This window comes from Paenimyroides ceti (assembly GCF_030409925.1).
In genome coordinates this window covers 3,368,829-3,393,483 of sequence record NZ_JAUFQU010000001.1, presented here as the reverse complement: position 1 = coordinate 3,393,483, position 24,655 = coordinate 3,368,829, and the positions used below count along the sequence as shown (strand labels likewise).

Genomic DNA, 24,655 nt, shown 5'->3' with positions numbered 1-24,655 from the left:
ATCAGGGTACAAATTTAGTTAATAATACTAAAAGATATACCTTTGCGCTGTGTTAAGTTTTTTTTAACAACGCTAAAACTAGATTAATAATTTATTTACTTTATGAAAAAACTAATATTAGGTATTTTTCTGATGCTTTTCAGCCTTACTACTTGGGCACAAAGCAATTTTGAGGTAAGCGGAAAAATGGTTGACGCCAAATCTCAAAAACCCCTACAAAATGTGACTGTAGTCATTGTCAATACTAATTTGACAGCGACTACTGATGCAGAAGGAAATTTTACAATTGCAAATCCGGCACATGGCGATCAGAGATTGAGATTGTCTTATGTGGGATATGCTACAAAAACATTGCCAATTGAGATTGTCATGAACGAATCTCTTGACTTGGGTACTATCTTATTAGAAGAAGATATAACAACCGAGCTTCAATTGAGCCTTGTTACTTTAACGGAGAGTGATCTGGGAGATGACAACAGCGGATCGGAGAATACCTCAGGTCTTTTACAGGCTTCACGAGATGTTTTTCAACAAGTTGCTGCATTTAACTGGGGGCAGGCTCGTTTCAGAGTAAGAGGATTGGATAATGAGTATGGAAATACCTTTATAAATGGTATCTCTATGAACAAGATCTATGATGGAAGACCTCAGTATTCAAACTGGGGAGGATTAAATGATGCTACACGTAATCAGGAATTTACAACAGGTACACGTCCTTCAGACTATACCTTTGGAGGTATTTTAGGAACACAGTCTATTAACATGCGTGCTTCTTCTGTTCGTGCAGGAACAAGATTATCTGTTTCAGGAGCGAATACCAATTATAACTGGAGAACAATGGCTACTTATGGCTCAGGTTTGAACAAAAACGGATGGGCGTATGCTTTTTCAGCTTCTTACAGAGGAGCTCAGGAAGGCTACTTTGAAGGAACAGACTATGATGCAAAATCATTCTATGCAGCTGTTGAGAAAAAAATCAATGATCAGCATAGTTTGAATTTAACAGCAATTTATGCTCAAAACAGCAGAGGAAAAAACTCTCCTAATACACAGGAACTTATTGATCTTAAAGGTGAAGATTACAACTCTTACTGGGGATACCAAAACGGTAAGAAACGTAACTCAAGAGATAAAGATGTAGAAGAGCCCATTTTCATTTTAAGTCATGACTGGAAAATAAGCGACAGAACAACCTTAAACACGAATGTAGGATACCAGTTTGGAAAAATAGGAAACAGCCGTTTAGATTTCAACGGAGCAAGAAACCCAGATCCTACTTACTATAGAAATTTACCAAGTTATTATTCTACTATGCATACTTCTGACGGAGATTATGTAGGGAACAGTCCTGAAAACATAAGATTGGCTGCAATGGCACGTGATGCTTTTATGCAAAACAGTCAGATCAACTGGGATGAACTTTATCGTCAGAACATTGAAAACGCTGCTTTATTCGGAGGTGAATCTTTAACGATTCTATATGAAGACCGCACCGATGACAGACAACTTACTGCTAATACATTTTTAAGCACGCAATTGACCAATAACATTGCTTTAGATGCAGGTATTACATATAAAAAATTAAAATCTGAAAACTATCAGAAAGTATTGGATTTATTAGGAGGTTCTTTCTATTCAGATATTGATCCGTTCCTTGCAGGTGACGGAAGACAATCTGACTTAAACAACCCTGATCGTAAAGTAACAGTTGGAGACCGTTTCGGATACAACTATAACTTACATGCTAATGTGATTGATGCTTTTGCTCAGTTAAAATTTGCCTACACTTCTTTTAATTCTTATTTAGGAGTGGGCGGTACTTACACTGAATACCAAAGAGAAGGAATCTATAGAAACGGAAATTATGCCAACAATTCTGAAGGAAAAAGTGAAAAAATCAACTTTAATGACTTTGGTGTAAAAGGAGGTGTAAATTACCGCATTACAGGTCATCATTTCTTAGACCTTAATGCTGCCTATATGACAAAGGCTCCTACAATGAGAAATACATTCCCTAATGTTCGTATGAACAATAACATCACAAGAGAGATTGACAGTGAGAAAATTGTAAGCGTTGACGGAAGTTATATCTTGAGAACGCCGAAGATAAAAGCAAGACTTACAGGATATTTCAGTCAGGTAGAAGATGCTACTGAAATCGCTTTCTATTTCGCTGAAGGTTTAGGAACGCTTTCTTCAGGAGAAGAATCTATCTCAACCAACGGAAATGCTTTCGTATCTGAAACAGTAAGAGGAATCAGCAAACAAAATATGGGTGGTGAATTAGGTTTTGAATATCAGATTACACCAACAATTAAAGCTACTGCTGCTGCATCTTACGGACAATATATTTACACGAACAACCCGAATGTTTCTTTAAATATTGACAATACAAGATCTACAGTTAACTTCGGTGAAGCAACGATGAAAAACTACAAACAGGCAGGTATTCCTCAACAGGCATACTCTTTCGGAATCGAATACAGAGACCCTGCATACTGGTGGATCGGTGCTAATGTGAACTATTTGGATGATATCTATTTAGATGTTTCTCCTTTATTAAGAACGAAAAACTTCCTGATCGACTCAAACGATCCTGACAGATTCCCGTTCCCTGATGCAACTGAAGACAAAGTGCGTAAGTTACTAAAACAGGAAAAATTAAATTCATTCACGTTAGTAAACCTTTCAGGAGGTAAATCATGGAGAATCAGCGGAAAAACCCTTGGATTCTTTGCAAGTGTAAACAACGTATTTGATGTAAGATACAAAACCGGTGGTTTCGAACAAGGTAGAAATGCAAACTACGGAGAACTTACAAAAGATTTACAAGGAGGTGTACGTTCATTTGGTCCTAAATATTTTTACGGATACGGAAGAACCTACTTCTTAAACTTATACCTTAATTTCTAATAATTCATTAAAAAGACAAAAACAATCATACTAATATGAAAGCAAGATTTTTAAAAGCAGTTTTATTACTTTCATTATCGGCAGTTATCACCACAAGTTGTGCAAGCGATGATGATTTCTCAATTCCTAATGTGGACTGTGTTGATCCTAATATTACCGTAACAAAAACAGTTCAGGAAATATATGCGATGGCTACTACAACAGCTGTTCAGTATACGGAAGATGATGTGATTGAAGCTATCGTAGTTTCAAGTGATAAAGGAGGGAATTTTTACAAAAAAATGTATTTAAATTCTGTAGACGGAGAAAAAGGGTTTAGCGTAGCTATCAATCAAGCAAAATTATTTTCTGATTACCAACCGGGTCGTAAAGTATATATCAAATTAAAAAACTTATACATCCAGATCAGAAGCAACACCTTAGAAATAGGAGCTTTGTATAATGGTAATGTAGGACAAATCGCTACATTAGAGTATAAAAGCCATGTATTGCGTTCATGTACTACAAAACCAGAGAGTGAATTAGTACACACTTTAAACCTGAATGAGGCAATCAACGATGCTTATTTAGGTAAATTAGTTGAGTTACAAAATGTACAGTTCACAGACAGTTCATTAGGACAAAACTATTACAATGCTGCTAATGTGGTAGGTTCTGAAACAAACCATTATATCACAAACAGTGAAAGTGAAGCGATCAAATTGATCTTCAGAACAGGACAATATGCTGAATATGCTGGCTTACCGGTTTCTGAAAAAAGTGGTAAAATCAGAGGGGTTCTTACAAAATTCAACAACGACTATCAGTTTGTAGCACGTTATACATCTGATATTCAATTGACAGAAACAAGAATCGGAGGAAGTCCTGAAGGACCGGGAGAGCCTGAGCAACCTGAGCAACCTGAACAACCGGGAGAAAATGCGGCTCCATTGTTTCCTGGGTTTAACTTCGAAGACTTTGCAGCATTTACCGGATCATTAAACAGTTTCGGATTACAGGCTTATGCAACACAAAGTGCAGGTACCGGGATTGATAACAGCACTTCTTTAAGAATCAATACTACTGGAGCAGCAGGAAATGATTATGTATTTACAACACTTTATAACAGTGCTATACCTGCTAATGCAACTAAAATACAGTTCTATGTAAAAGGTACAGCAGCTAAAGGAATTTCTTTAAATGTGTACAAACAAGGAACAGGTTATTTCGCATTTAACTTAGGAGATTTAACAACAAGCGCTACGTTCTCTGTTGCAGAAAACAATCAGTATGCAGGTAGTGTTAACACCAATGGTCAATGGGTATTGGTAACTTTAGACATCAGTAGTCTTACTGGTCTGCAATCAACAGTAGGAGGTAACTTCTTTGCATTGAAGATAGGAAAAGAAGCAGCATACGATGTACATTTTGATAATTTTACTATTGAATAATCTTTAGAAAATAATGATATAAAACCGGTCAGATAAATCTGACCGGTTTTTTTTATCTTTTTAAGCAGTTAACCTCTTTATACTATTTAACACTAACTTCATACAATCAGAATCTAAGGTATTTATTATACAATTTTCAATTTCTATATCTTCATTATAATATTTTTACAAAGTCTTACTATATTGATCGCAAATCATTTTTTTTATTTTCATTTTGTACTTTTAAATAATCGCAATAATACAGTTCATTTACTACCTAAAGATACTATTTAAATGCTCAATACAACTCTGAGGCATTGCTCTTTCAGATAAAAATATATAAATAAAAGCAATTCTCTTTTTATATATCTTTGCCGGGAATAAGTCTTTATATTTTTGCACGTATGAAAAAGGAAACTGTAAAAAAAATTATTAAAAAGACGCTTGCGATAACAGGAATTTTATTTGCTGCGATGCTACTGGCGATGATTTGTATACCTTATTTCTTCAAAGACAGTATCAATAGAAAAGTAAAAGAAGTAATCAATGAAAATCTTAACGGCGGTATTGACTACACGTCACTCGACCTGACTTTTTTTAATCAATTCCCGATTCTTACCGCTACTTTAAACGAAGTTGATTTAAAGGGTTCTGCACCTTATGAAAAAGAAAGTCTTATCAAGGCAGAAAAATTCAGTCTGGGTATTGACCTTTTAAGTTTATTTTCAGACACTATAAAGATTGACGGTATCTATCTGGAAAAAGCTGTAATCCGGATACAGGTAAATCAAAACGGAGTTGCCAACTATAATGTCTACAAAAGCACTGACAACTCAGATGCGTCTTCTTCCGGTTTGGCGATAAAACGCATCCTCATCAGCAACTCTGAGGTTTCGTATGCAGATGCCTCTATTCCTATGGAAATCCATACTACAGATTTTAATTATGACGGAAAAGGCGATCTGACAAAAGCGGTATTTGATCTGAAAACAAAAGCAGATATCGGTTCTCTTACTTTAAAATATGACGGAGAAACTTATGTGGATCACAAAGCGGTAAATGCCAATCTGCTGACCAAAATCAATACTGATAATCTCGCTTTTATATTTGAAAAAAACGATCTGAAAATCAACAAGCTTCCAATCAGCTTTAAAGGATCGTTTACCTTCCTAAACAATGGTTATGACATTGATTTAAAACTAAAATCAGAAAAAAGTACGCTTGCACATCTTTTATCGTTAGTTCCACAATCATACTACCACTGGCTTGACAATACGGAACTCAAAGGAAATGTAGCCCTGTTTGCCTCCCTGCAGGGAAAATACATTGTTGAAGAAAATCAAAAACCCGATTTCAATTTGGGATTACAGATCGACAACGGGCTTATGGCGTATAACCATACCAGTATCCCGCTCAAGAATCTAGCCCTTCGTTTCAAAATCAATTTACCGCAGTTGAATTTCGATTTGTTAAAAGTAGATCTTCAAAAAATGGATTTTAATCTCGGAGACGGATATTTTAAAACCCAGACCAACATCACTGGATTTGATCCGTTTACAGTAAAATCTACAACTGATTGTCATCTTATTTTAGATGATCTTCAGAAAGCAATTGGCTGGAAAGGACTTACAGCGCGCGGAAATTTCATTCTCAAAGCCACTGTTGAAGGCACTTATGCCACACAACTGATCACCTCCGGACTCAAAAGCGAAAAACAGATTTCAGAAATTATATCGGTACCAACTTTCCTCATTGAGAGTTCCCTAAAAGGAGGTTATTTGAAATTGGACAAAATGCCCAAGGCCATAGATTTAGCAGAATTTGATCTTACTGCCGTTTCTAAAGATCACAAAGTAAATAATATTGATACCCGGGTTCAAAACATTCACTTAAAATCCATGTCTAATTATATCAAAGGATTTATTCATCTCAAAGGACTCACTTCTTTTGATATGGATGCCAATGCAGAAGCAAAAATAAATTTGGGGGAGCTTAAAGAAGTCTATCCCTTGAAAGACATAGAAGTACGTGGAAATCTTTTTGCAGAAGTTATTACCAAAGGAAAGCTTGACATCAGAAAAAAAATAATTCCGGTTATCAATACCACATTAAAAATGAATGACGGCTATTTGAAAACCGCTTCATCTCCTGTTCCGCTCACCGATATCAAAGTGGAAGCCTATATTAAGAGTGAACGGGGTTCTTTAAAAGATTTATCCGTGCAAATCGTTCCGGTTTCTTTCAAAGTAAACAATCAGCCTTTTTATTTAAATGCCGATCTAAAAAATTTTAATGACATCCGTTATAAAATTGTTTCAAAAGGAACACTGGAACTCGCACCACTATATGAAATCTTTTCTATTGAAGGTGTTAATGTAAAGGGAAGAGTAAAAACAGATTTTCAGTTAGCAGGACTTCAGAGTGATGCTCTGAAAGGAAGATACGGACGTTTACAAAACAAAGGGGTTATTGAAGTGGGCAATATTCAGGTAAAACATACTTCTTTTCCCAAACCGTTTATGATTACACAAGGTAAATTTAGCTTTAACAATGAAAAGCTCAATTTCAATAATTTCAAAGCGCGATATGGTTCCAATTCCTTTACAGCTAAAGGAGCTTTAGACAATATCATTGCTTATGTAACCACGAACCAAACGGTTAAAGGAAACTTTGAGATCAACAGCAATAGTCTAAATGTAGATGATTTTACAGCATTTGCAAGCACTTCTGCTTCATCGGCTGCCTCTACCCCTAAAAGCAACACAGGAGTTGTTCTACTGCCTTCAAATGTAGATTTGACATTAAAAAGTGCAGTTCAGAAGATCATCTATAATCAAATAGAACTTAAAGACTTTAAAGGAACAGTTCAGCTCAAAGACGGAAAGCTGAATCTTACCGATACGGGCTTTTTTGTTGCTGGTATGGATGTAAAGATGAATGGCAGTTATAAACCAATAAATACAAAAAGAGCTCTTTTTGACTATGCCGTGAAAGCGGATAACTTTGACATACAAAAGGCATATCACGAAATTCCACTTTTCAGAGAAATGCTTACTTCTGCCAAAAGTGCTTACGGTATTGTTTCGCTTGATTATAAACTCTCCGGTTTTCTCGACAAAAACATGGAGCCTCTGCTGCCTTCACTTGAGGGAGAAGGAATTCTTACACTGGAAGACATTTCTTTTAAAGGGTTTAAACTACTAAACTCTATCGCTAAAGAAACCGATCGCGACAAACTCATTGACAGTTCAGTAAACAAGGTTGTGATCCGATCGAGTGTAAAAAATAATGTTCTAACAATAGAACGCACCAAAACTAAAATGGCGGGTTTTCGACCAAGGTTTGAAGGAAAGATTACACTGGATGGAAAATTGGATTTAGGTATGCGCTTAGGGTTACCTCCGTTTGGTATTATAGGTATTCCGTTTTCGGTAAGCGGTACCCAGGAAAACCCGATTATTAAAATGCGCCGGCATGCCCCAACTGATACAGAAATGGAAGAAGAAATGGATGAGGAAGACAGAGCGCTTTATCTCAAACAAAAAGAAGAAGAAGAAAGAATAAAACTACAAAACCAATCTCCGCAATAGAGATTGGTCTTTTATTTAGCTGAACAATGCTTTTAGTTCTGTCGCTTCATCCGGTTTCATTTTACCTGCTAATACCAGGCTCAATTGTTTGCGTCTTAAAGCGGCCTCAAAACGCTGTTTTTCTATTTCCGTTTCTGGAATTATAGGAGGTATTTCGACAGGCTTTCCGCGTTCGTCAACAGCAACAAAGGTATAAATTGCTTCATTGGCTTTTAGCCTGTTGCCTGACTCACGGTCTTCAATCCATACATCAATAAATATCTCCAATGATGTTTTAAAAGTTCTCGACACTTTAGCTTCAAGTGTTACCACACTGCCCAGTGGAATCGCATTATTAAAAGCTACATTATTTACGGATGCCGTTACACAAACGCGTCTCGTATGTCTTCTCGCAGAAATACTCGCTGCGCGATCCATTCGTGCCAGAAGTTCTCCGCCAAATAAATTATTCAGAGGATTGGTTTCCCCCGGTAATACAATATCCGTTGTAATGGTTGCTGATTCTGAAGGTGTTTTAGCTTGCATTTTTTTCTGCAAAGATACTTTATATAAATAAAAAAAAGGAACTTTTTCAGTTCCTTCTCTTTTATTCGTCTATATAAATCCAGGCATCTTTATTAACCTTTGTATGGATCAGTTTTAAATCCTGTTTTGCTTCTTCAAGAGTTTCGTAACTGTTGTAAACAACCTGACGCATACCGTGTTTGGACGGATTAAGGTATTTAGCATTTACATATCCTTTCTCCAATAACTGTTGTACCATGATCTGAGCTTTTGCTTCTGTACGGAAAGCTCCGGCGATGATATGAAATCCTTTTGCAGGTGCTGCCGTTTCTTTTACGATTACAGCCGGTGTTTCAATAAAGAAAGTAGCCTGTTGCAATTTTTCCTGAACCTGATTTTGTACCTGTTTCTCAACAGCCATCATTTCCTGTTCGGCAACCATTTGCTGTTGATATGTAGTATAAGCGGTTGCAAGCCCTAAACCAACGACAAAGATAGCGGCATATTTAAGCAATGCTTTTCGTTTTGTTCCTGTTCTGTTTATCGGAATAACCAATGCTTCTGTTTTATCATCCCGAACCACAACAGGCGCTATGACAGAACTCAGTCCGAAAGAGGAAGTAAGATAATTAGTTGACCCTATTGGTTCAAAGATAATTTTCTGCTCTTCATTCATTCTCAATTGTCCGATATGCGACAAAGCAACACATTCTTTGTTACGCAAAGAAGCGTTCCATGCATTTACTGTATTCCGTACCTGTATCGCTGCTGCTTCAAAAGAGATACCTTCTTCTAACGCAATATGATTCGTCAGAAGACCATCATTATTTCTCAAAAGGGCATTAAACAAAATATTTTTCTTTGGCGGAGAAAAAGTACCGCTCACTTCGTTATAACGCGCAGAAGAAATTTCTGTAATAAATGCTCCGAATTCAGGAATGCTTACGCACTGATAACGATACAATAAAGCCGATATGTGTTTTTCAATCATCATATCACAAAAATAAAAAAACAATACTTCAAAGTAAAATTTATTGACAAATGTTATCAACAATTTTTGCGATTTCCCAATTAATTGTTAATAACTGTTTTAGCCTTTGAATGGCATTTGGTTTTTTTTACCTATTTTAGATACAATTCTGATTTTCAACAAAATAAAATGAGACCAACTGATGAACATACACTCTCTTTTTTAATAGCGCTTACAAGGATTGAGGGCATCGGAAGCGTCAATGCGCAGAAATTGTTACAATATTTTAATGAGCCTGAAGAAATATTCAGAGCCGGAAAAAGAGAATTACAATCCATAGCCGGGATAGGCGGCAATATTTCTGAAAAGATTATTTCCTTTAAAAATTTCGACCTCATTGAAAAAGAAATACGGGTAATGAAACTTCACGGCATTCAATTTACAACCCTATATGATAATGAATATCCAGAGTTTTTAAAGCATTGTTGCGATGCTCCGCTGTTCTTATTTAAAAGAGGTAATATTGCGCTGGAAAATAAAAAAATCATCAGTATCGTAGGTACCCGTAAAATCACATCCCGGGGTATTGACTTTATCGGGCAATTACTAGAAGAACTTTGCATTTTTGACCCCGTAATTGTCAGCGGATATGCTTATGGAGCCGACATACACGCTCATCTTGGCGCAATAAAAAACAAGCTTCAAACGGTGGCCGTTTTAGGTCATGGTTTACATACCACCTATCCTAAAAGCCATTATAAGTACAATAATCAAATGGAAGAAAATGGTGGTTTTCTATCAGAATTTCTAACGTCTGACCCTGTCAACAGAGAAAACTTTATCAGACGCAACCGAATCATCGCCGGGTTGTCTCAGGCAACGCTTGTTATTGAAAGTGCTCAACGCGGTGGTTCGCTGATTACAGCTGCCTTTGCCAATGATTACAATCGGGATGTTTTTGCACTTCCCGGAAGAAGTAATGATGCGTATAGCGAAGGCTGCAATTACCTTATTAAAACACACAGAGCCAATTTATTTACCACAGCACAAGATGTGGTTTCCTTTCTTAACTGGGAAGTTCAACCATCAAAAAACACAGCTATTCAGCGACAGCTGTTTATTGCACTCACAGAAGAGGAGCAACTTATTTATGACTACTTAAAGGGAAAGAAGGGTGAAGCTTTTGACTTCATCGCAAGAGATAATAAAATTGCTGTACACAGACTCCATGCTATTTTACTCAATATGGAACTCAAAGGCGTACTCAGAACATTACCCGGCAGATTTTTTGAACTTGCATAAAAAAAGCACCCGAAGGTGCTTAGTGTTAATTTCTGCTCATAAGAATTCGCAGTATGTACCAGAATAAAAGCATCAAAGAGGCAAATAACGATAATGCCGCAGGTATATACTGGTCTGTATCGTAATTATTTTTTATTGTATAAGTATTATAAAGTATAGATCCGGATGCCAAAAGCACCATCGCAGCTGAAAACCAGAACCCTAAATCAAAACCGAAAATGATTCCTGAAATGATCGCTCCAATGGCTACAAAAAAGCCGATGATAAGAACGCTTTTCAGAAAAGAAAAGTTAATACGGGTTGTAAAAACAATGATGGATAAACCTGTAAAAAGCCCCCCCGTAATGATGGCTGCCTGATTGATCAGATCAAAGCCGCCTGTAGAATAAATAGCAATATACAGCAACGGCACAAAGATTATAGCTTCAGCAAGAATATAAAGTCCGTATCCGAGATATTGTTTTGGTTTGCTCACAGCTTTTACTGCCATATTCTGAGCTACCCAGGTAATGAGCATAAAACCGCCTAAAAGGGCCAGCCACAAATATCCCTGTGTCATACTCAATAAAAATTCAACTAAAGGCTCTATTCTCAACAAAACAGATTCCGCCAGAATGAACGCCAGAACTCCCAATGCAAGATGCAGGTATGTTTTCTTATAAAAAACGGCTTGTTCTTCTGTGCTTACTTCAGCAACTAATCTTGTAGTATTCATAAATAAAGGTGTTATTGGTTTATATTCTCAAATTTAATTATTTTTTTATAACTATTTAAAAACGCGCTTATTAAAAACAATTAACATTCCGACTCCTACCGAAATAGCCGCATCAGCCACATTGAAAATAGCATTGAAAAAGGTAAAATACTGACCTCCCCATCCCGGAATCCAATCCGGAAGATAGCCTTTCCATATTGGAAAATAAAACATATCTACTACGCGACCATGAAACCAGGTTCCATAGGGCTGGTCTGAAAAAAGTGTTGCCAAGTGATGATGGCTGTCGTCAAAAATTACTCCGTAGAATACCGAATCTATAATATTACCCAAAGCTCCGGACAAAATCAGTGCAATAGCAACAATCAGTATTTTTGAACTTTTTTTCTTTATCGCATCTTTCAACCAGTAAAAAATTCCTCCTACAGCGACAATACGAAACAGAGTCAGCACAAGTTTACCATAATTACCCGGAAGCTCTACTCCCCATGCCATACCGTCATTTTCAATAAAATGAATGCGAAACCACTCAAAAACATATATTTCTTCGTTTAACAAAAAGTTGGTTTTGATGTATATTTTTAAAACCTGATCTATAAGTAAGACTAAAAAGGCAATGATAAGTGCTTTATTTAACGACATTTGCTTGAAAAATTTTAAGCAAATGTAACTTCTTTTTGGCATAAAAAAAAACGCTCTTCCGAGCGTCATTAAAGTTTTGGTATTGTTTAACGTTGTTGCATCTTAGCTTCCATGCTCATTGTAGCATGAGGAACCAGTTTTAAACGTTCTTTTTCTATTAATTTTCCTGTGACTCTGCAAATACCGTATGTTTTGTTTTCAATACGTATTAACGCATTTTTCAAATCTCTGATGAATTTTTCCTGACGGATCGCTAACTGTGAATTTGCTTCTTTAGACATGGTTTCGCTGCCTTCTTCAAATGCTTTAAACGTTGGAGACGTATCATCTGTACCGTTGTTTAAATCATTCATATAAGCACTTTTAATCAGTTCTAAATCTGCCTGTGCTTTTAAAATTTTCTTTTGTATCAGTTCTTTGAACTCTGCCAGATCGGCATCTGAGTATCGTACTTGTAAGTTTTCTGCTTCCATATTTTTTTGTGTTATTTTTTTATTTCCAATTTTGTTTTGATATCATCGAATTCAATTTCTGTACCGTTTTCCAATACAGCTTTAAATTCAAGCGTTTCGGTCAATGTTTCCGATTTTATATATTCCAGATTATTCAAAACAGCTTCTTTTACTGTTTCATTGTCCAATAAATATACTTTAATCTTGTCTGTAACTTCATATCCGGAATCTTTTCTTATGTTTTGGATACGATTTACCAATTCTCTGGATATTCCCTCTTTTTTTAATTCTTCGGTTATGGTGATATCCAATGCTACTGTTACTCCGTTGGCATTTGCTACCAGCCACCCTTCAATATCCTGAGAGGTTACTTCCACATCTTCCAATGTTAATTTAATTTTTTTATCCGATATATCCAAAGATATTTCACCGTTTTTCTCAATTTCACTGATTTGTTCCTGAGTAAAGTTCTGAACGGCTTTTGAAACTGCTCCCATATCTTTTCCGAAACGAGGCCCTAATGTTTTAAAATTAGGCTTAATTTGTTTTACCAACACCCCGGAAGCATCATCCAGCAATTCAATTTCTTTCACATTTACCTCTGCTTTAATTAAGTCTGATACCGCCTCAATTTCTGCTTTCTGAGCATTATCCAGAACGGGAATCATTACTTTTTGCAAGGGCTGGCGTACTTTAATCATTTCTTTTTTTCTCAGAGATAATACCAGAGAAGATACTGTTTGTGCTTTTTGCATTCTGCTTTCAAGTGCCGTATCAATAAATGAAGGATCACTTTCCGGAAATTGCGCCAAATGTACAGATTCAAAGCTTTCTTTTTCAGTAGCTTGTGTTAAATCTTTGTAAAGTTTATCCATAAAAAACGGAGCAATTGGTGCCGATAATTTTGCTACCGTTACCAAACAAGTATATAAAGTCTGATAGGCTGCGATTTTGTCCTGAGCATACTCCCCTTTCCAGAAGCGGCGACGGCATAAACGCACATACCAGTTGCTCAGATTTTCCTGAACAAAATCAGAAATGGCTCTTGCTGCTTTTGTCGGCTCATATTCTTCATAAAAAACATCCACTTCTTTTATAAGAGTGTTGAGTTCTGAAAGAATCCAACGGTCTATTTCCGGTCTGTCCTGTAGAGGCACTTCTTCTTCGTTATAGGTGAATCCGTCTATATTTGCATACAGCGCAAAAAACGAATAGGTATTGTATAACGTCCCAAAGAATTTTCTTCTTACTTCTGTAATGCCTTCCAGATCAAATTTAAGATTATCCCACGGATTGGCATTTGAAATCATATACCAACGCGTCGCATCCGGTCCGTGCTCCTCCAGTGTTTCAAAAGGATCTACCGCATTGCCCAAACGTTTAGACATTTTTTGTCCGTTCTTATCTAAAACAAGACCGTTTGAAACTACATTTTTATAAGCCTTTTTCCCAAACACCAAAGTTCCGATAGCATGTAGTGTATAAAACCAGCCTCGTGTCTGATCTACTCCTTCAGCAATAAAATCTGCAGGGAAACTTTCATTTCCGTCAATCATTTGTTGGTTTTCAAACGGATAATGCCACTGTGCATAAGGCATGGCTCCGGAATCAAACCAAACATCAATAAGATCTGATTCTCTTTTCATTGGTTTTCCTGAAGCAGAAACCAATACAATTTTATCTACAACATTTTTATGCAGATCTATCAAATCATAATTCGCTTCAGACATATCACCTACCACAAAATCCTTAAACGGATTTTCTGTCATAGTTCCTGCCTGTATCGCTTTGTTTATTTCACTCACCAATTGTTCTACAGAACCGATAATGATTTCTTCCGTTTTATCTTCTGTTCTCCAGATCGGCAATGGAATTCCCCAGTATCGGGAACGCGACAAGTTCCAGTCATTGGCATTTTTGAGCCAATTTCCGAAGCGTCCTTCTCCGGTAGCTTTTGGTTTCCAGTTGATGGTTTCATTGAGTTCAAACATTTGCTCTTTTACTTCCGTCACTTTGATGAACCATGAATCTAACGGATAATAAAGAATCGGTTTGTCGGTTCTCCAGCAATGCGGGTAACTGTGTACATATTTTTCTACTTTAAAAGCTTTATTTCCTTCTTTTAAAGCAATGGCTATTTCAACGTCTACTGATTTTTCAGGAGCTTCGCCATCATTGTAATATTCGTTTTTCACGTATTTGCCTGCCATCTCTCCCATCTGAGCAACAAAACGTCCTTGCAGGTCAACCAACGGAACCGGATTTCCGTTTTCATCTAACACCAACATCGGAGGTACTTCCGGAGTAGCTTCTTTAGCTGCTTTGGCATCGTCTGCTCCAAAAGTTGGTGCTGTATGAACGATACCTGTACCGTCTTCTGTTGTGACAAAATCTGCCGCAATCACACGGAAAGCATTTTCAGGGTTTTGATACGGTAACGTATAAGGCAATAACTGTTCATATTGTATCCCTACCAAATCTATTCCTTTGCATTCTTTAACGATGTAGTAAGGAATTTTTTTGTCTCCCTCTTTATAGGCTTCTAAATCTTCTTCGTTATCAACCTGGGTAAACTTACCTGCAAATTGTTTGTTTACCAGAGGTTTTCCAAGAATTACAGTAATCGGTTCAAAAGTGTATTGATTAAACGTTTTAACCAGTACATAATCTATCTTTGGCCCTACTGTCAAAGCAGTATTTGACGGTAAAGTCCACGGTGTGGTTGTCCATGCCAGGATATGTATGGGACCGAAACCTTGCAGAAAGTCCGGCAGTGATTCGCTTACAGCTTTAAATTGCGCTACAACGGTTGTATCTGTCACATCTCTGTACGATCCGGGCTGGTTCACTTCGTGTGAAGAAAGTCCAGTTCCCGCTTTTGGTGAGTACGGCTGAATGGTGTAGCCTTTGTACAATAAATCCTTATCATAAATCTCTTTCAAAAGCCACCATACACTTTCCATGTATTTCGGTTTATAAGTGATATACGGATCTTTCATATCTACCCAGTATCCCATCTTTTCCGTAAGATCGTTCCACAGGTCTGTATATCGCATAACCGTTCTTTTACACGCTTCGTTGTATTCTTCAATAGAGATTTTGGTTCCGATATCTTCTTTGGTAATGCCCAGTTCTTTTTCTGTACCTAATTCTACCGGAAGTCCGTGTGTATCCCATCCTGCTTTCCGTTTTACCTGAAAGCCTTTTTGGGTTTTATAGCGGCAAAAAATATCTTTAATCGCACGAGCCATCACGTGGTGAATACCCGGTTTACCATTTGCTGAAGGCGGACCTTCAAAAAAGACAAAAGGCCGGTTTCCTTCTCTTGATGTAATACTTTTATCAAAGATGGATTGCTCTTTCCAGAATTGTAACATTTCTGATGCTACAGTTGGCAAATTCAGTGCTTTATATTCTGTAAATTTTTTGCTCATTTCTATAAAAATTTCTTGTAAAATGCGAATTTACGGAATTTGCTTCAAAAGCAGTATAAAACTTTATACAACAATGAGGTAATAATTCCGCAAAAAAAAATAAAAAAACAAAGACCCCAAAGGGTTGCTTTGGGGTCTGATGATTTACTAATTATATTTTTTAATTGTTCAAAGCTTCTGCCCCACCCACAATTTCTAAAATTTCGTTTGTAATCGCTGCCTGACGTGCTTTGTTGTACGTCAATTTTAACTGATCTCTCAGGTCTTTTGCATTATCAGTAGCTTTATGCATTGCTGTCATACGTGCTCCATGCTCAGAAGCATTAGAATCCAATACTGATTTATACAATTGTGTCTTTAATGAAGCCGGAATCAAACTTAAGATGATTTCTTCTTTTGAAGGCTCAAAAAGGTAATCGGAAGTTACATTTGTTTCTTCAGATTCTATTGGTAATAATGGCAGAAACTGCTCAGTAATAACAATCTGTGTTGCGGCATTTTTAAACTGATTATAAATCACTTCTACTTTATCATAAGTACCTTCAATAAAGGCATCCATGATTTGCTGTGCAATCGCTGCAGTATTATCAAACGTCAGAGCATCGAATAAATCACTGCGGTTTTCGATTACATTAGCTGTTTTATGAAAAGCATCATATCCCTTTTTACCAATGGTAATAATATCTATATTTTTACCTGCATATGCTCCATCGATCAACTGACGTGTTGCTTTAATAACATTAGCGTTAAAAGCACCACACAAACCTCTGTTTGAAGTCACAACCACTAAAAGCACGTTGTTTACTTCTCTTTGCTCTGCATACGCTCCTGAAGCATCACCTTCTAAAGTTGCACTGATATTCTGAATTAATTCTGTAAGCTTTTCTGCATACGGACGCATTGCTGTAATGGTGTCCTGTGCCTTTTTTAATTTTGCAGCGGATACCATTTTCATCGCAGATGTGATTTGCATCGTGGATGAAACAGAACTGATTCTATTACGGATCTCTTTTAAGTTTGCCATTTTATATAAAGCAGTTTAGTATTACAAACCGGAAACGCATTTTCCGGTTTGTAATTCTTTTAAACTAATATTAATATTTTGAAGAAATTTCTTTTGCAACTTTTTCGATTGTAGCTGTCGCTTCATCTGATAAGTTACCTGCTTTTAAAGCACTTAAAACTTCTTTATGAGACAAGTTTAATACTTGTAAGAATTCTTTTTCGAATTCTTTTACTTTTTCTACAGGAACGTTTCTCAATAAGTTTTTAGAACCTGCATAGATAATCGCTACCTGATCTTCTACTTTAAACGGATCATTTACCGCCTGTTTCAAGATTTCAACGTTACGTTTACCTTTTTCAATTACGTTCATTGTTACTGCATCCAAATCCGAACCGAATTTAGCAAAAGCTTCCAACTCACGGTATTGTGCCTGATCTAATTTTAAAGTACCTGATACTTTTTTCATTGATTTGATCTGAGCATTACCCCCTACACGAGATACAGAAATACCTACGTTGATCGCAGGACGAACTCCTGAGTTGAATAAATCTGACTCTAAGAAAATCTGTCCGTCTGTAATCGAAATTACGTTTGTAGGAATATAAGCAGAAACGTCACCAGCTTGCGTTTCGATGATTGGCAATGCCGTTAACGAACCTCCTCCTTTAACAATCGGTTTTAAAGATTCCGGTAAATCGTTCATCGTTTTTGCGATTTCATCATCAGCAATTACTTTTGCAGCACGCTCTAATAAACGAGAGTGAAGATAGAAAACGTCTCCAGGATATGCCTCACGACCCGGTGGTCTTCTCAAGATCAAAGACATCTCACGATACGCTACCGCTTGTTTTGATAAATCATCATAGATGATCAAAGCAGGACGACCTGTATCACGGAAATATTCACCGATTGCTGCACCTGCCATAGGAGCATATACTTGCATTGGTGCAGGATCAGATGCATTAGCTGCTACAATAATTGTATAAGCCATAGCCCCTTTTTCCTCTAATGTTTTTGCAATTCCAGCTACTGTAGATGCTTTTTGCCCTACAGCCACATAGATACAATATACTGGTTTACCAGCGTCAAAAAATTCTTTCTGATTTAAGATGGTATCGATACAAACAGTTGTTTTACCTGTTTGACGGTCACCGATAACCAACTCACGTTGTCCACGACCTACAGGAATCATAGCATCAATTGCTTTAATACCTGTCTGTAAAGGTTCTGTTACCGGCTGACGGAAGATAACTCCTGGAGCTTTTCTTTCGATTGGCATCTCATATAAGTCTCCTCCGATCGGTCCTTTACCGTCGATTGGATTCCCTAAAGTATCCACAACGCGACCTACCATTTGCTCACCTACTTTCAAAGAAGCGATACGTCCTGTTCTTTTAACAATTGCACCTTCTTTTACTCCTGTTGAAGTACCAAATAATACAACACCTACATTGTCTTCCTCTAAGTTCTGAACCATTCCTTCTAATCCGTTCTCGAACTCTACCAACTCTCCGTACTGAGCGTTAGCCAATCCGTGAACACGAGCGATACCGTCTCCTATTTGTAGCACTGTTCCTACCTCTTCAATAGAAGTTTCCGATCCAAAACCAGATAACTGTTTCTTTAAAATTGCTGAAATTTCAGCAGGTTTAATTTCTGCCATTTGTTTATTATTTTAACACGAAACCCGTGTGGTGATTTTAATTAGTAAATTCTCTCTTTAACTGACTTAATTTATCTGCAACTGATGCATTAAATTGCTGATCTCCTATTCTGATAATAAACCCTCCGATGATGTCCGGATTTACTTTATTAACGATGGTAACACTTTTGGATGACAGTTGTTTTATTTTACTCAAAACTTTTGTTTCCAATTCCGGAGTCATAGGCACAGCAGTAGTTACATAAGCTACTTCTACACCTGCAAACTCATCATACAGTACATTGTACTGTTTTGCAATTGCATTCAGGATATCAAATCTTTTATTCTGCAACAGCAAATGAAACAATGCTTTTGTGTCTTCGTCTGCACCGGCAAACACTTCAAGCAAAGCGGCAAGTTTTACTTCACCTTTGATTACCGGATTCCCGATAAAATCATTTAATTCTTTACTTTCAGAAATAGCATTTACAATATCGTTCATATCGCTTTTTACTACTTCGGCTTTCCCTTTTGCATTTGACACTTCAAGAATTGCCTTTGCATATCTTATTGCTGCTCTTGTACCTGCCATGACAATTCTATTAGTTTAATTTAACATCTTCTAATAGCTTCTCTACCAATTGCTCTTGAGCCGCTTTATCAGATAATTGATTTCTTAATAACTTTTCAGCAATGTCTAAAGATAAGCTTGAAACATGTGCTTTTAATTCGGCCTTAGCAGCATTCTTTTCACTTTCGATAGTCGCTTTTGCCTGAGCAATCATTTTTGCTCCTTCTGCCTGTGCTTCACCTTTTGCTTCAGCAATCATTTGCTCTTTCATCTCACGTGCCTCTTTCAACATTGTATCTCTTTCTGCACGGGCTTCTGCCAATAATTTCTCATTGTCAGATTTTAAATTTTCTAAATCTCTTTTAGCATTTTCAGCCGCAGCAAGAGCATCTGCAATTCCTTCTTCTCTCGCTTCTAACGCATTTACGATTGGTTTCCATGCAAACTTCCCTAACAAAAAGATGATTACCAATAAGATGATAAATTGCCAGAAAAATAATCCGAAACCAAAGTCATTAATTAACTTATCCATTTATATAGAATTATGTTATACTATTTTATTTGTTTAATTTTTAAAATTCACCTTTAACCAACCGTTAAAGGTGAATTTTATTTTTTTATTGGGATTATGCACCTAAGATTAAAGCACCGAATGCTAAACCTTCTAATAATGCTCCAATGATAATCATAGCAGTTTGGATTTTTCCAGCAGCTTCCGGCTGACGTGCAATAGCGTCCATTGCTGAACCACCGATTTTACCTAAACCTAAACCTGCACCGATTACGATTAAACCTGCTCCTACTAAATTTGGAATTGTCATGATAAATGATTTATATATAATTAAACAAAATTTTTATTCAACTCTTAATGATGATCATGCTCCTGTACAGCCGAACCAATAAACAATGAAGATAACATTGTAAAGATAAATGCCTGTAAGAACGCAACCAGAATTTCTAATACCGTCAAGAATAATGTCAACAAGAAAGATACTCCTACAGCCCCACCTGTCCCTAATACTTCTTTCATTAAAAATGCTACCGCAACCAACCCCATTACTACCGAGTGACCTGCTGTAATATTTGCAAACAAACGAATCAACAAAGAGAATGGTTTTGTAAACATACCCAACACCTCAATTGGCGCCAGTACAATTTTCATCGGAACCGGTACACCCGGCATCCAGAAAATGTGCTTCCAGTAATCTTTATTCGCACTGAACTGAGTAATAAAGAATGTAAACAAAGCCAAACAAACGGTTACAGATATATTTCCTGTAACATTCAGTCCTAATGGCGTAAGACCCAATAAATTCAATAAGAAAATCAAGAAGAAAACACTTAATAAAAACGGCATGAATTTTTTATACTTTTTATCACCAATGTTTGGTTTTGCCATTTCATCTCTTACATAAATCACCAACGGTTCTAATGCTCTTGCAAAACCTTTCGGCAACGCATTCACACCTTTTTTATATGTTCTAGCCAAAGATGTAAACATAACAAACAATAGGAAAGTTGCCAATAATAATCCCGCTACGTTTTTTGTAATTGAAAAATCCAAAGGTTTCGGATTTTTAGGGTAATGCTTTTCATTATATTCAATTGTTCCGGCAGCATCTGTTTTATAGATTTTTCCGTGATACAATTTATACGTTTGCCCGTCTTTCTCTACCAGTTTATGTCCATGATCGAATTCAGAAGACATAAAAACCTTCAAACCATTATCAATCAGGATTACCGGCAATGAAAAGCCGTAATGCTTACCCGTCTCTTTATCAGAGAAAAAAGTATAATAGTAATCGTCCTGCAAGTGGTGCTGAACATACTCATTTACTTCTTGCTTAGGTGTTTTTTGCACATGAATTTCGTCATGATGCGCTTCATGAGTTTCATCAACATGAATCGTTTCAGCTGTATTGTGCTGTGAAGTTTCTACATGTTGATCAGCTTGTGAAAAGGCTGGCATGACCGCAAATAAAACAGCGGCTAATAAATGAAGTGATTTCTTTAAGGTCACCATGTCTTTACCTGGATTGAATTTATAGTTCCAAAAATTTTGTGCAAAAATACATTTTTATTCCCAAACCTCCGGTATATATTTTAAACTTTTTTATTGTTTTTTTCTTGTCCTTTTTCTTCATTTAAAAGTTTGAAAGTTACATATACATCAAACACTAAAAAAATGACAAAAACGAGTAAAAAATTGTGCTTTACAAATGATTGATCTCCTTCAGATTTTAACACCGGACTGATGAAAAGATAATTTGCAATCGTTTTTACTGTAATGAACGCCAAAAACATATATCCCAGATTATGAGGCATTTTGGTTTTTGTCATTACAATTCCAACCACCATCAGTAATGACAGTATAAACTCAAAAAAATAGATCTGAATAAGATTATAGGTACTTGTACTCCAATGATCAATTGTATTAAAGACACTGTGAAACATATAATGCAACCCAAAAGCAACAGCAGCTACTATGAGAAGTTGCCCGGCAAAACCAAAAATTTTATTCATTTTTATTTAATTTATTTACTTGTTTTATCACTTGGTATAGGGACAAAAATATCCCTATAAGTGTACTAATTTTAGTCACCCATTGATCGGGTACAGACCATTTTTGATCTAACCAACCTCCCAAACGGTAAAAAAGATAGATGGTTATTCCCATCTGAAAGGGAATCCCTGTCAGTATCAGCCATTTATTCGGCTTCTTATTGGGCTGGTTGGGCGTCATTACTATTTGAACCGTAACGGGATTTCATGTATTCATCCCAATTTTTCTTAATGAGTACTACTCCATAATCATCGGAACTGATCAGTACCGGATTTTCTTTAATTTGATAATCTCTTTCTATTTCGAGATACACCTGAGCAGATTTTGCGATATTACCTGATTTAATTCCATGAATTACAAGGAACATTTTATCTTTTGAATACTGATCTGCCGAGAATGAAATTCCGGTATGTGCGCGGTCATTGGCATAACGCTGCAACTTGTTTCTCAGTTCAATCCCCTGTTCAGTGAACGGAAAATCTACTACATAAATTAATTTCAGATTTTTAGAAAGATCATTCTTAAACTGTAATGCCTGCAATTTCGGAAGATCTTTGCTGATGATACGCTGCGCTTCCTGTCCTTCTTTGGAGTTAGGATAGGTAACCGCCACATAGTTAAGTGCTTTTTTATAATCTTCGAGTCCGTTTAGCTTACCAATAGTTGTAGCTTTCAATATTTCATATTTTGTAACCATTCCATCGTTCATCAATGTCGGAATTTTGGCATTTAATGTTTCGAGCACTTCTGAATAAGCACCGTGGTTGTACATGGTATATATTTTTTCATATTCCTGTACAGGCGATCCGTCAATCTCAATTTTAGCATTCGGATTTAATATGATTTGTGTGTATTGCGAATTCGGGTGGTTGCGTTTCATATCTTCCAGCATTGCCTGTGCTTTAGCAGGATCAAGCTTCAGATATATTTTATAAAGGTTGTATTTAATCGGTTCAATAAGCCGTTCTTCCGGTTTATAGGTCAAAAGAGTTTCCAGTTTATCTGCTGCTATCTGATATTCTTCCAGCAAGTCACTATACAATAATCCCAATTGGTAATAGGCATTATCCCGATCTGTCTTCAATTTCTTGATTTCGTTTTCATCTTTTGGAATCTGACTGAGGAAGAAGTCAACATTATACCGCATATCTGTTTCTGCAGCAGCCGTTTCCACACCGGAAGAAGCATTTTGCTCCGTAGCCGATGCATTATTGGGGTTATTTGCTACTGCATTTTGAGCTTCATCTGCCCAACGCCAATTATCCGTCAAGGCTCTTTTCCCCCATTTTCTTGAGAAGTCCTGTTTTCCTTTTTGGACAGCGGCATTTGAATAAAAGTAAAAACTGGAGGCAACACCCCCTGTCATCGGCAAACTATTCGAACCTGACGTCTGCCCCTGTCCTTTTTCAGCTGCTTTTTCAGCTGTCTGATCCGCTATACGTTTTTTATCCAGAAATTCTTTTAAGACTTGTCTGCGTTGTTCTTCCGGCAAGGCCACCAAACGCAGAATACTGTCGTTTTCCCGGGCAACCAATTCATATTTGACTACATCAACAAGGTTATTTCTGAGACGCTTTACTTTGAGGTATTCTCTTGAATTAGGATTCATAACTACGAGCGTGCTGTCATAGTATTTACCAGCCATCTCATACGTTTTCTTGGCATAATACAGATCAGCCAGTTTTCTGTAGTTGGCTACTTTAAGGTATTCATTGGTTGTAATCTTTTTTAAGGATTTATTAAAGTTCGCAACTGCCTGCGCATCATTTCCGTAAAAATTGAAAAGGGATCCCATCTGATGGTAAATAACATCATGAAATCCTCTGTTTTCTCTATCAGCCAGCAAGGCATTGTATTCTTTTAAAAAAGCTACCGTATCAATTTTCTGCGGATCCTGATTGGCAAATTTTTCTGCATGTGCATTGATTACATAAACACGCGGCACACGGTATTTATAATCAATGATTTCCTGAAATGTTTTTACGGCTTCTTCCTTGTTATTATTTTTTCCATACAATTGTCCCAAAATATACGTATAACGGGCTTTTTCATCTTTATCCTGTGTCGTTTCTATTGCTTCTTTTAAAGGCACAATAGCACTGTCAAGCGCTTCAATATTAATATACCCCTGAGCCAGTGTTGCAAGAGCATCTGCTTTTGTCTGCCCTTTTACTTCTTCTTCTTTAAGGAGCCTTTTCAGATTCTTTATAGCAAGATTATCATAGTTCAGGCGAATATTCGCTTTTTCTTTCCATACTCTTGCATCATAAATCAGGTCACTATCAGGGTATTTCAGAATGATGTAGTTAAATGCTTCTATTGCCGGAATGTAGCGTATATCGTGATATCGTGATTTTCCCAGCAGCATATAGGCTTCATCCATCTGCGGATTGTTTTCTGTTCCCGCAATGTAAATGGAGTGTAGTTGAGAAGCTTTAATCGCTTTGTCTTCTGCCCTTTGGAAATTAGGATCTTTTTGTTTTGCCGTCACCAATGTTTTCTCATCTGGCTGCATTCGTTCTACGGGTAAAATATTATAGAAATCATCATAATATTTTTCCTTTAAAGATTCTATTCCTTTTTCGTAGGCAAGCCGTCCGTTGTATAAAATATTATATTTCGTAGTAACAGAGTGATATCCCCGGGACATCGCTGTATTCTTTTTTGTAGAACAAGCGATCATTACCGTTAGGAATAACGCAGCAAGTATATAAAGTAACCCTTTTGATTTCCGCACAATACAATAATCTTTATCTTTTAAAACCTAATAAGTATTCGTTTTAGTATCTCTCCTAAGAAAATATTTTTCGAATGGTAAAAATATAAAAAAACACTTTAAAATATACTTCTAAAGTGTTTTATATAACTAATTCTATTTATTTAATATATTATATCATGGCGTTTGATTATATGTTCTAAGAAATAAGCGAAAATCATACCAA

The 24,655-nt window shown here is 36.6% G+C and carries 19 protein-coding genes; 4 read left to right on the top strand and 15 right to left on the bottom strand.

The features are described from left to right. Positions 1 to 102: 102 nt before the first annotated feature. The 3 genes from QW060_RS16595 to QW060_RS16585 all read left to right on the top strand — a co-directional run bounded on the left by QW060_RS16595 (position 103) and on the right by QW060_RS16585 (position 7,912). Positions 103 to 2,913, top strand: coding sequence for a TonB-dependent receptor (locus QW060_RS16595; protein WP_290364575.1), 2,811 nt, complete (start codon positions 103 to 105; stop codon positions 2,911 to 2,913). A 35-nt stretch (positions 2,914 to 2,948) separates the two neighbouring features. Beyond that, positions 2,949 to 4,343, top strand: coding sequence for a DUF5689 domain-containing protein (locus QW060_RS16590; RefSeq protein WP_290364574.1), 1,395 nt, complete (start codon positions 2,949 to 2,951; stop codon positions 4,341 to 4,343). 383 nt (positions 4,344 to 4,726) lie between these two features. Next, positions 4,727 to 7,912, top strand: a complete 3,186-nt coding sequence (locus QW060_RS16585) for an AsmA family protein (RefSeq protein ID WP_290364573.1) — start codon at positions 4,727 to 4,729, stop codon at positions 7,910 to 7,912. 15 nt (positions 7,913 to 7,927) lie between these two features. Here QW060_RS16585 and QW060_RS16580 read toward each other — a convergent pair whose 3' ends face one another. Continuing rightward, the gene (locus QW060_RS16580; RefSeq protein ID WP_290364572.1) at positions 7,928 to 8,437 is read right to left on the bottom strand and encodes an acyl-CoA thioesterase; all 510 of its coding nucleotides are present in this window, start codon (positions 8,435 to 8,437) and stop codon (positions 7,928 to 7,930) included. Positions 8,438 to 8,498: 61 nt separating this feature from the next. Further along, the gene (locus QW060_RS16575) at positions 8,499 to 9,470 is read right to left on the bottom strand and encodes an HU domain-containing protein (protein WP_290364571.1); all 972 of its coding nucleotides are present in this window, start codon (positions 9,468 to 9,470) and stop codon (positions 8,499 to 8,501) included. 21 nt (positions 9,471 to 9,491) lie between these two features. Here QW060_RS16575 and dprA point away from each other — a divergent pair, with 21 nt between their 5' ends. Further along, positions 9,492 to 10,688, top strand: coding sequence for a DNA-processing protein DprA (dprA, locus tag QW060_RS16570; RefSeq protein WP_290364570.1), 1,197 nt, complete (start codon positions 9,492 to 9,494; stop codon positions 10,686 to 10,688). A gap of 25 nt (positions 10,689 to 10,713) precedes the next feature. Here the strand turns inward: dprA and QW060_RS16565 are convergent, their stop codons facing one another. The 13 genes from QW060_RS16565 to porW form a co-directional block, all read right to left on the bottom strand. Further along, on the bottom strand, positions 10,714 to 11,403 hold the full coding sequence (locus QW060_RS16565) for a Bax inhibitor-1/YccA family protein (RefSeq protein WP_290364569.1): 690 nt from the start codon (positions 11,401 to 11,403) through the stop codon (positions 10,714 to 10,716). A 51-nt stretch (positions 11,404 to 11,454) separates the two neighbouring features. Continuing rightward, the gene (locus tag QW060_RS16560) at positions 11,455 to 12,045 is read right to left on the bottom strand and encodes a lipoprotein signal peptidase (protein ID WP_290364568.1); all 591 of its coding nucleotides are present in this window, start codon (positions 12,043 to 12,045) and stop codon (positions 11,455 to 11,457) included. Between the two features lie 86 nt (positions 12,046 to 12,131). Beyond that, positions 12,132 to 12,518, bottom strand: coding sequence for a TraR/DksA family transcriptional regulator (locus QW060_RS16555; protein WP_290364567.1), 387 nt, complete (start codon positions 12,516 to 12,518; stop codon positions 12,132 to 12,134). An 11-nt stretch (positions 12,519 to 12,529) separates the two neighbouring features. Continuing rightward, positions 12,530 to 15,931, bottom strand: coding sequence for an isoleucine--tRNA ligase (gene ileS / locus QW060_RS16550; protein WP_290364566.1), 3,402 nt, complete (start codon positions 15,929 to 15,931; stop codon positions 12,530 to 12,532). A 160-nt stretch (positions 15,932 to 16,091) separates the two neighbouring features. Further along, positions 16,092 to 16,955: an ATP synthase F1 subunit gamma gene (atpG, locus tag QW060_RS16545; protein WP_290364565.1), complete on the bottom strand. Its 864-nt coding sequence runs from the start codon at positions 16,953 to 16,955 to the stop codon at positions 16,092 to 16,094. A gap of 70 nt (positions 16,956 to 17,025) precedes the next feature. Next, entirely contained in the window at positions 17,026 to 18,600 is a 1,575-nt protein-coding gene (gene atpA / locus QW060_RS16540) for a F0F1 ATP synthase subunit alpha (RefSeq protein WP_290364564.1), read from the bottom strand. Between the two features lie 37 nt (positions 18,601 to 18,637). Next, on the bottom strand, positions 18,638 to 19,171 hold the full coding sequence (gene atpH, locus QW060_RS16535; RefSeq protein WP_290364563.1) for an ATP synthase F1 subunit delta: 534 nt from the start codon (positions 19,169 to 19,171) through the stop codon (positions 18,638 to 18,640). A 10-nt stretch (positions 19,172 to 19,181) separates the two neighbouring features. Next, entirely contained in the window at positions 19,182 to 19,682 is a 501-nt protein-coding gene (locus QW060_RS16530) for a F0F1 ATP synthase subunit B (RefSeq protein WP_290364562.1), read from the bottom strand. A 94-nt stretch (positions 19,683 to 19,776) separates the two neighbouring features. Next, complete coding sequence (locus tag QW060_RS16525) at positions 19,777 to 19,971, bottom strand: ATP synthase F0 subunit C (RefSeq protein WP_014165720.1); 195 nt, start codon at positions 19,969 to 19,971, stop codon at positions 19,777 to 19,779. Positions 19,972 to 20,015: 44 nt separating this feature from the next. Then, on the bottom strand, positions 20,016 to 21,173 hold the full coding sequence (gene atpB / locus QW060_RS16520) for a F0F1 ATP synthase subunit A (protein ID WP_290364561.1): 1,158 nt from the start codon (positions 21,171 to 21,173) through the stop codon (positions 20,016 to 20,018). An 80-nt stretch (positions 21,174 to 21,253) separates the two neighbouring features. Further along, positions 21,254 to 21,673, bottom strand: coding sequence for a hypothetical protein (locus QW060_RS16515; RefSeq protein ID WP_290364560.1), 420 nt, complete (start codon positions 21,671 to 21,673; stop codon positions 21,254 to 21,256). After that, positions 21,666 to 21,893, bottom strand: coding sequence for an AtpZ/AtpI family protein (locus QW060_RS16510; RefSeq protein WP_290364559.1), 228 nt, complete (start codon positions 21,891 to 21,893; stop codon positions 21,666 to 21,668). The genes QW060_RS16515 and QW060_RS16510 overlap by 8 nt, the downstream gene beginning before the upstream one ends. Beyond that, positions 21,871 to 24,450: a type IX secretion system periplasmic lipoprotein PorW/SprE gene (gene porW, locus QW060_RS16505; RefSeq protein ID WP_290364558.1), complete on the bottom strand. Its 2,580-nt coding sequence runs from the start codon at positions 24,448 to 24,450 to the stop codon at positions 21,871 to 21,873. Before porW ends, QW060_RS16510 begins: the two co-directional genes overlap by 23 nt. Between the last annotated feature and the right edge of the window lie 205 nt (positions 24,451 to 24,655).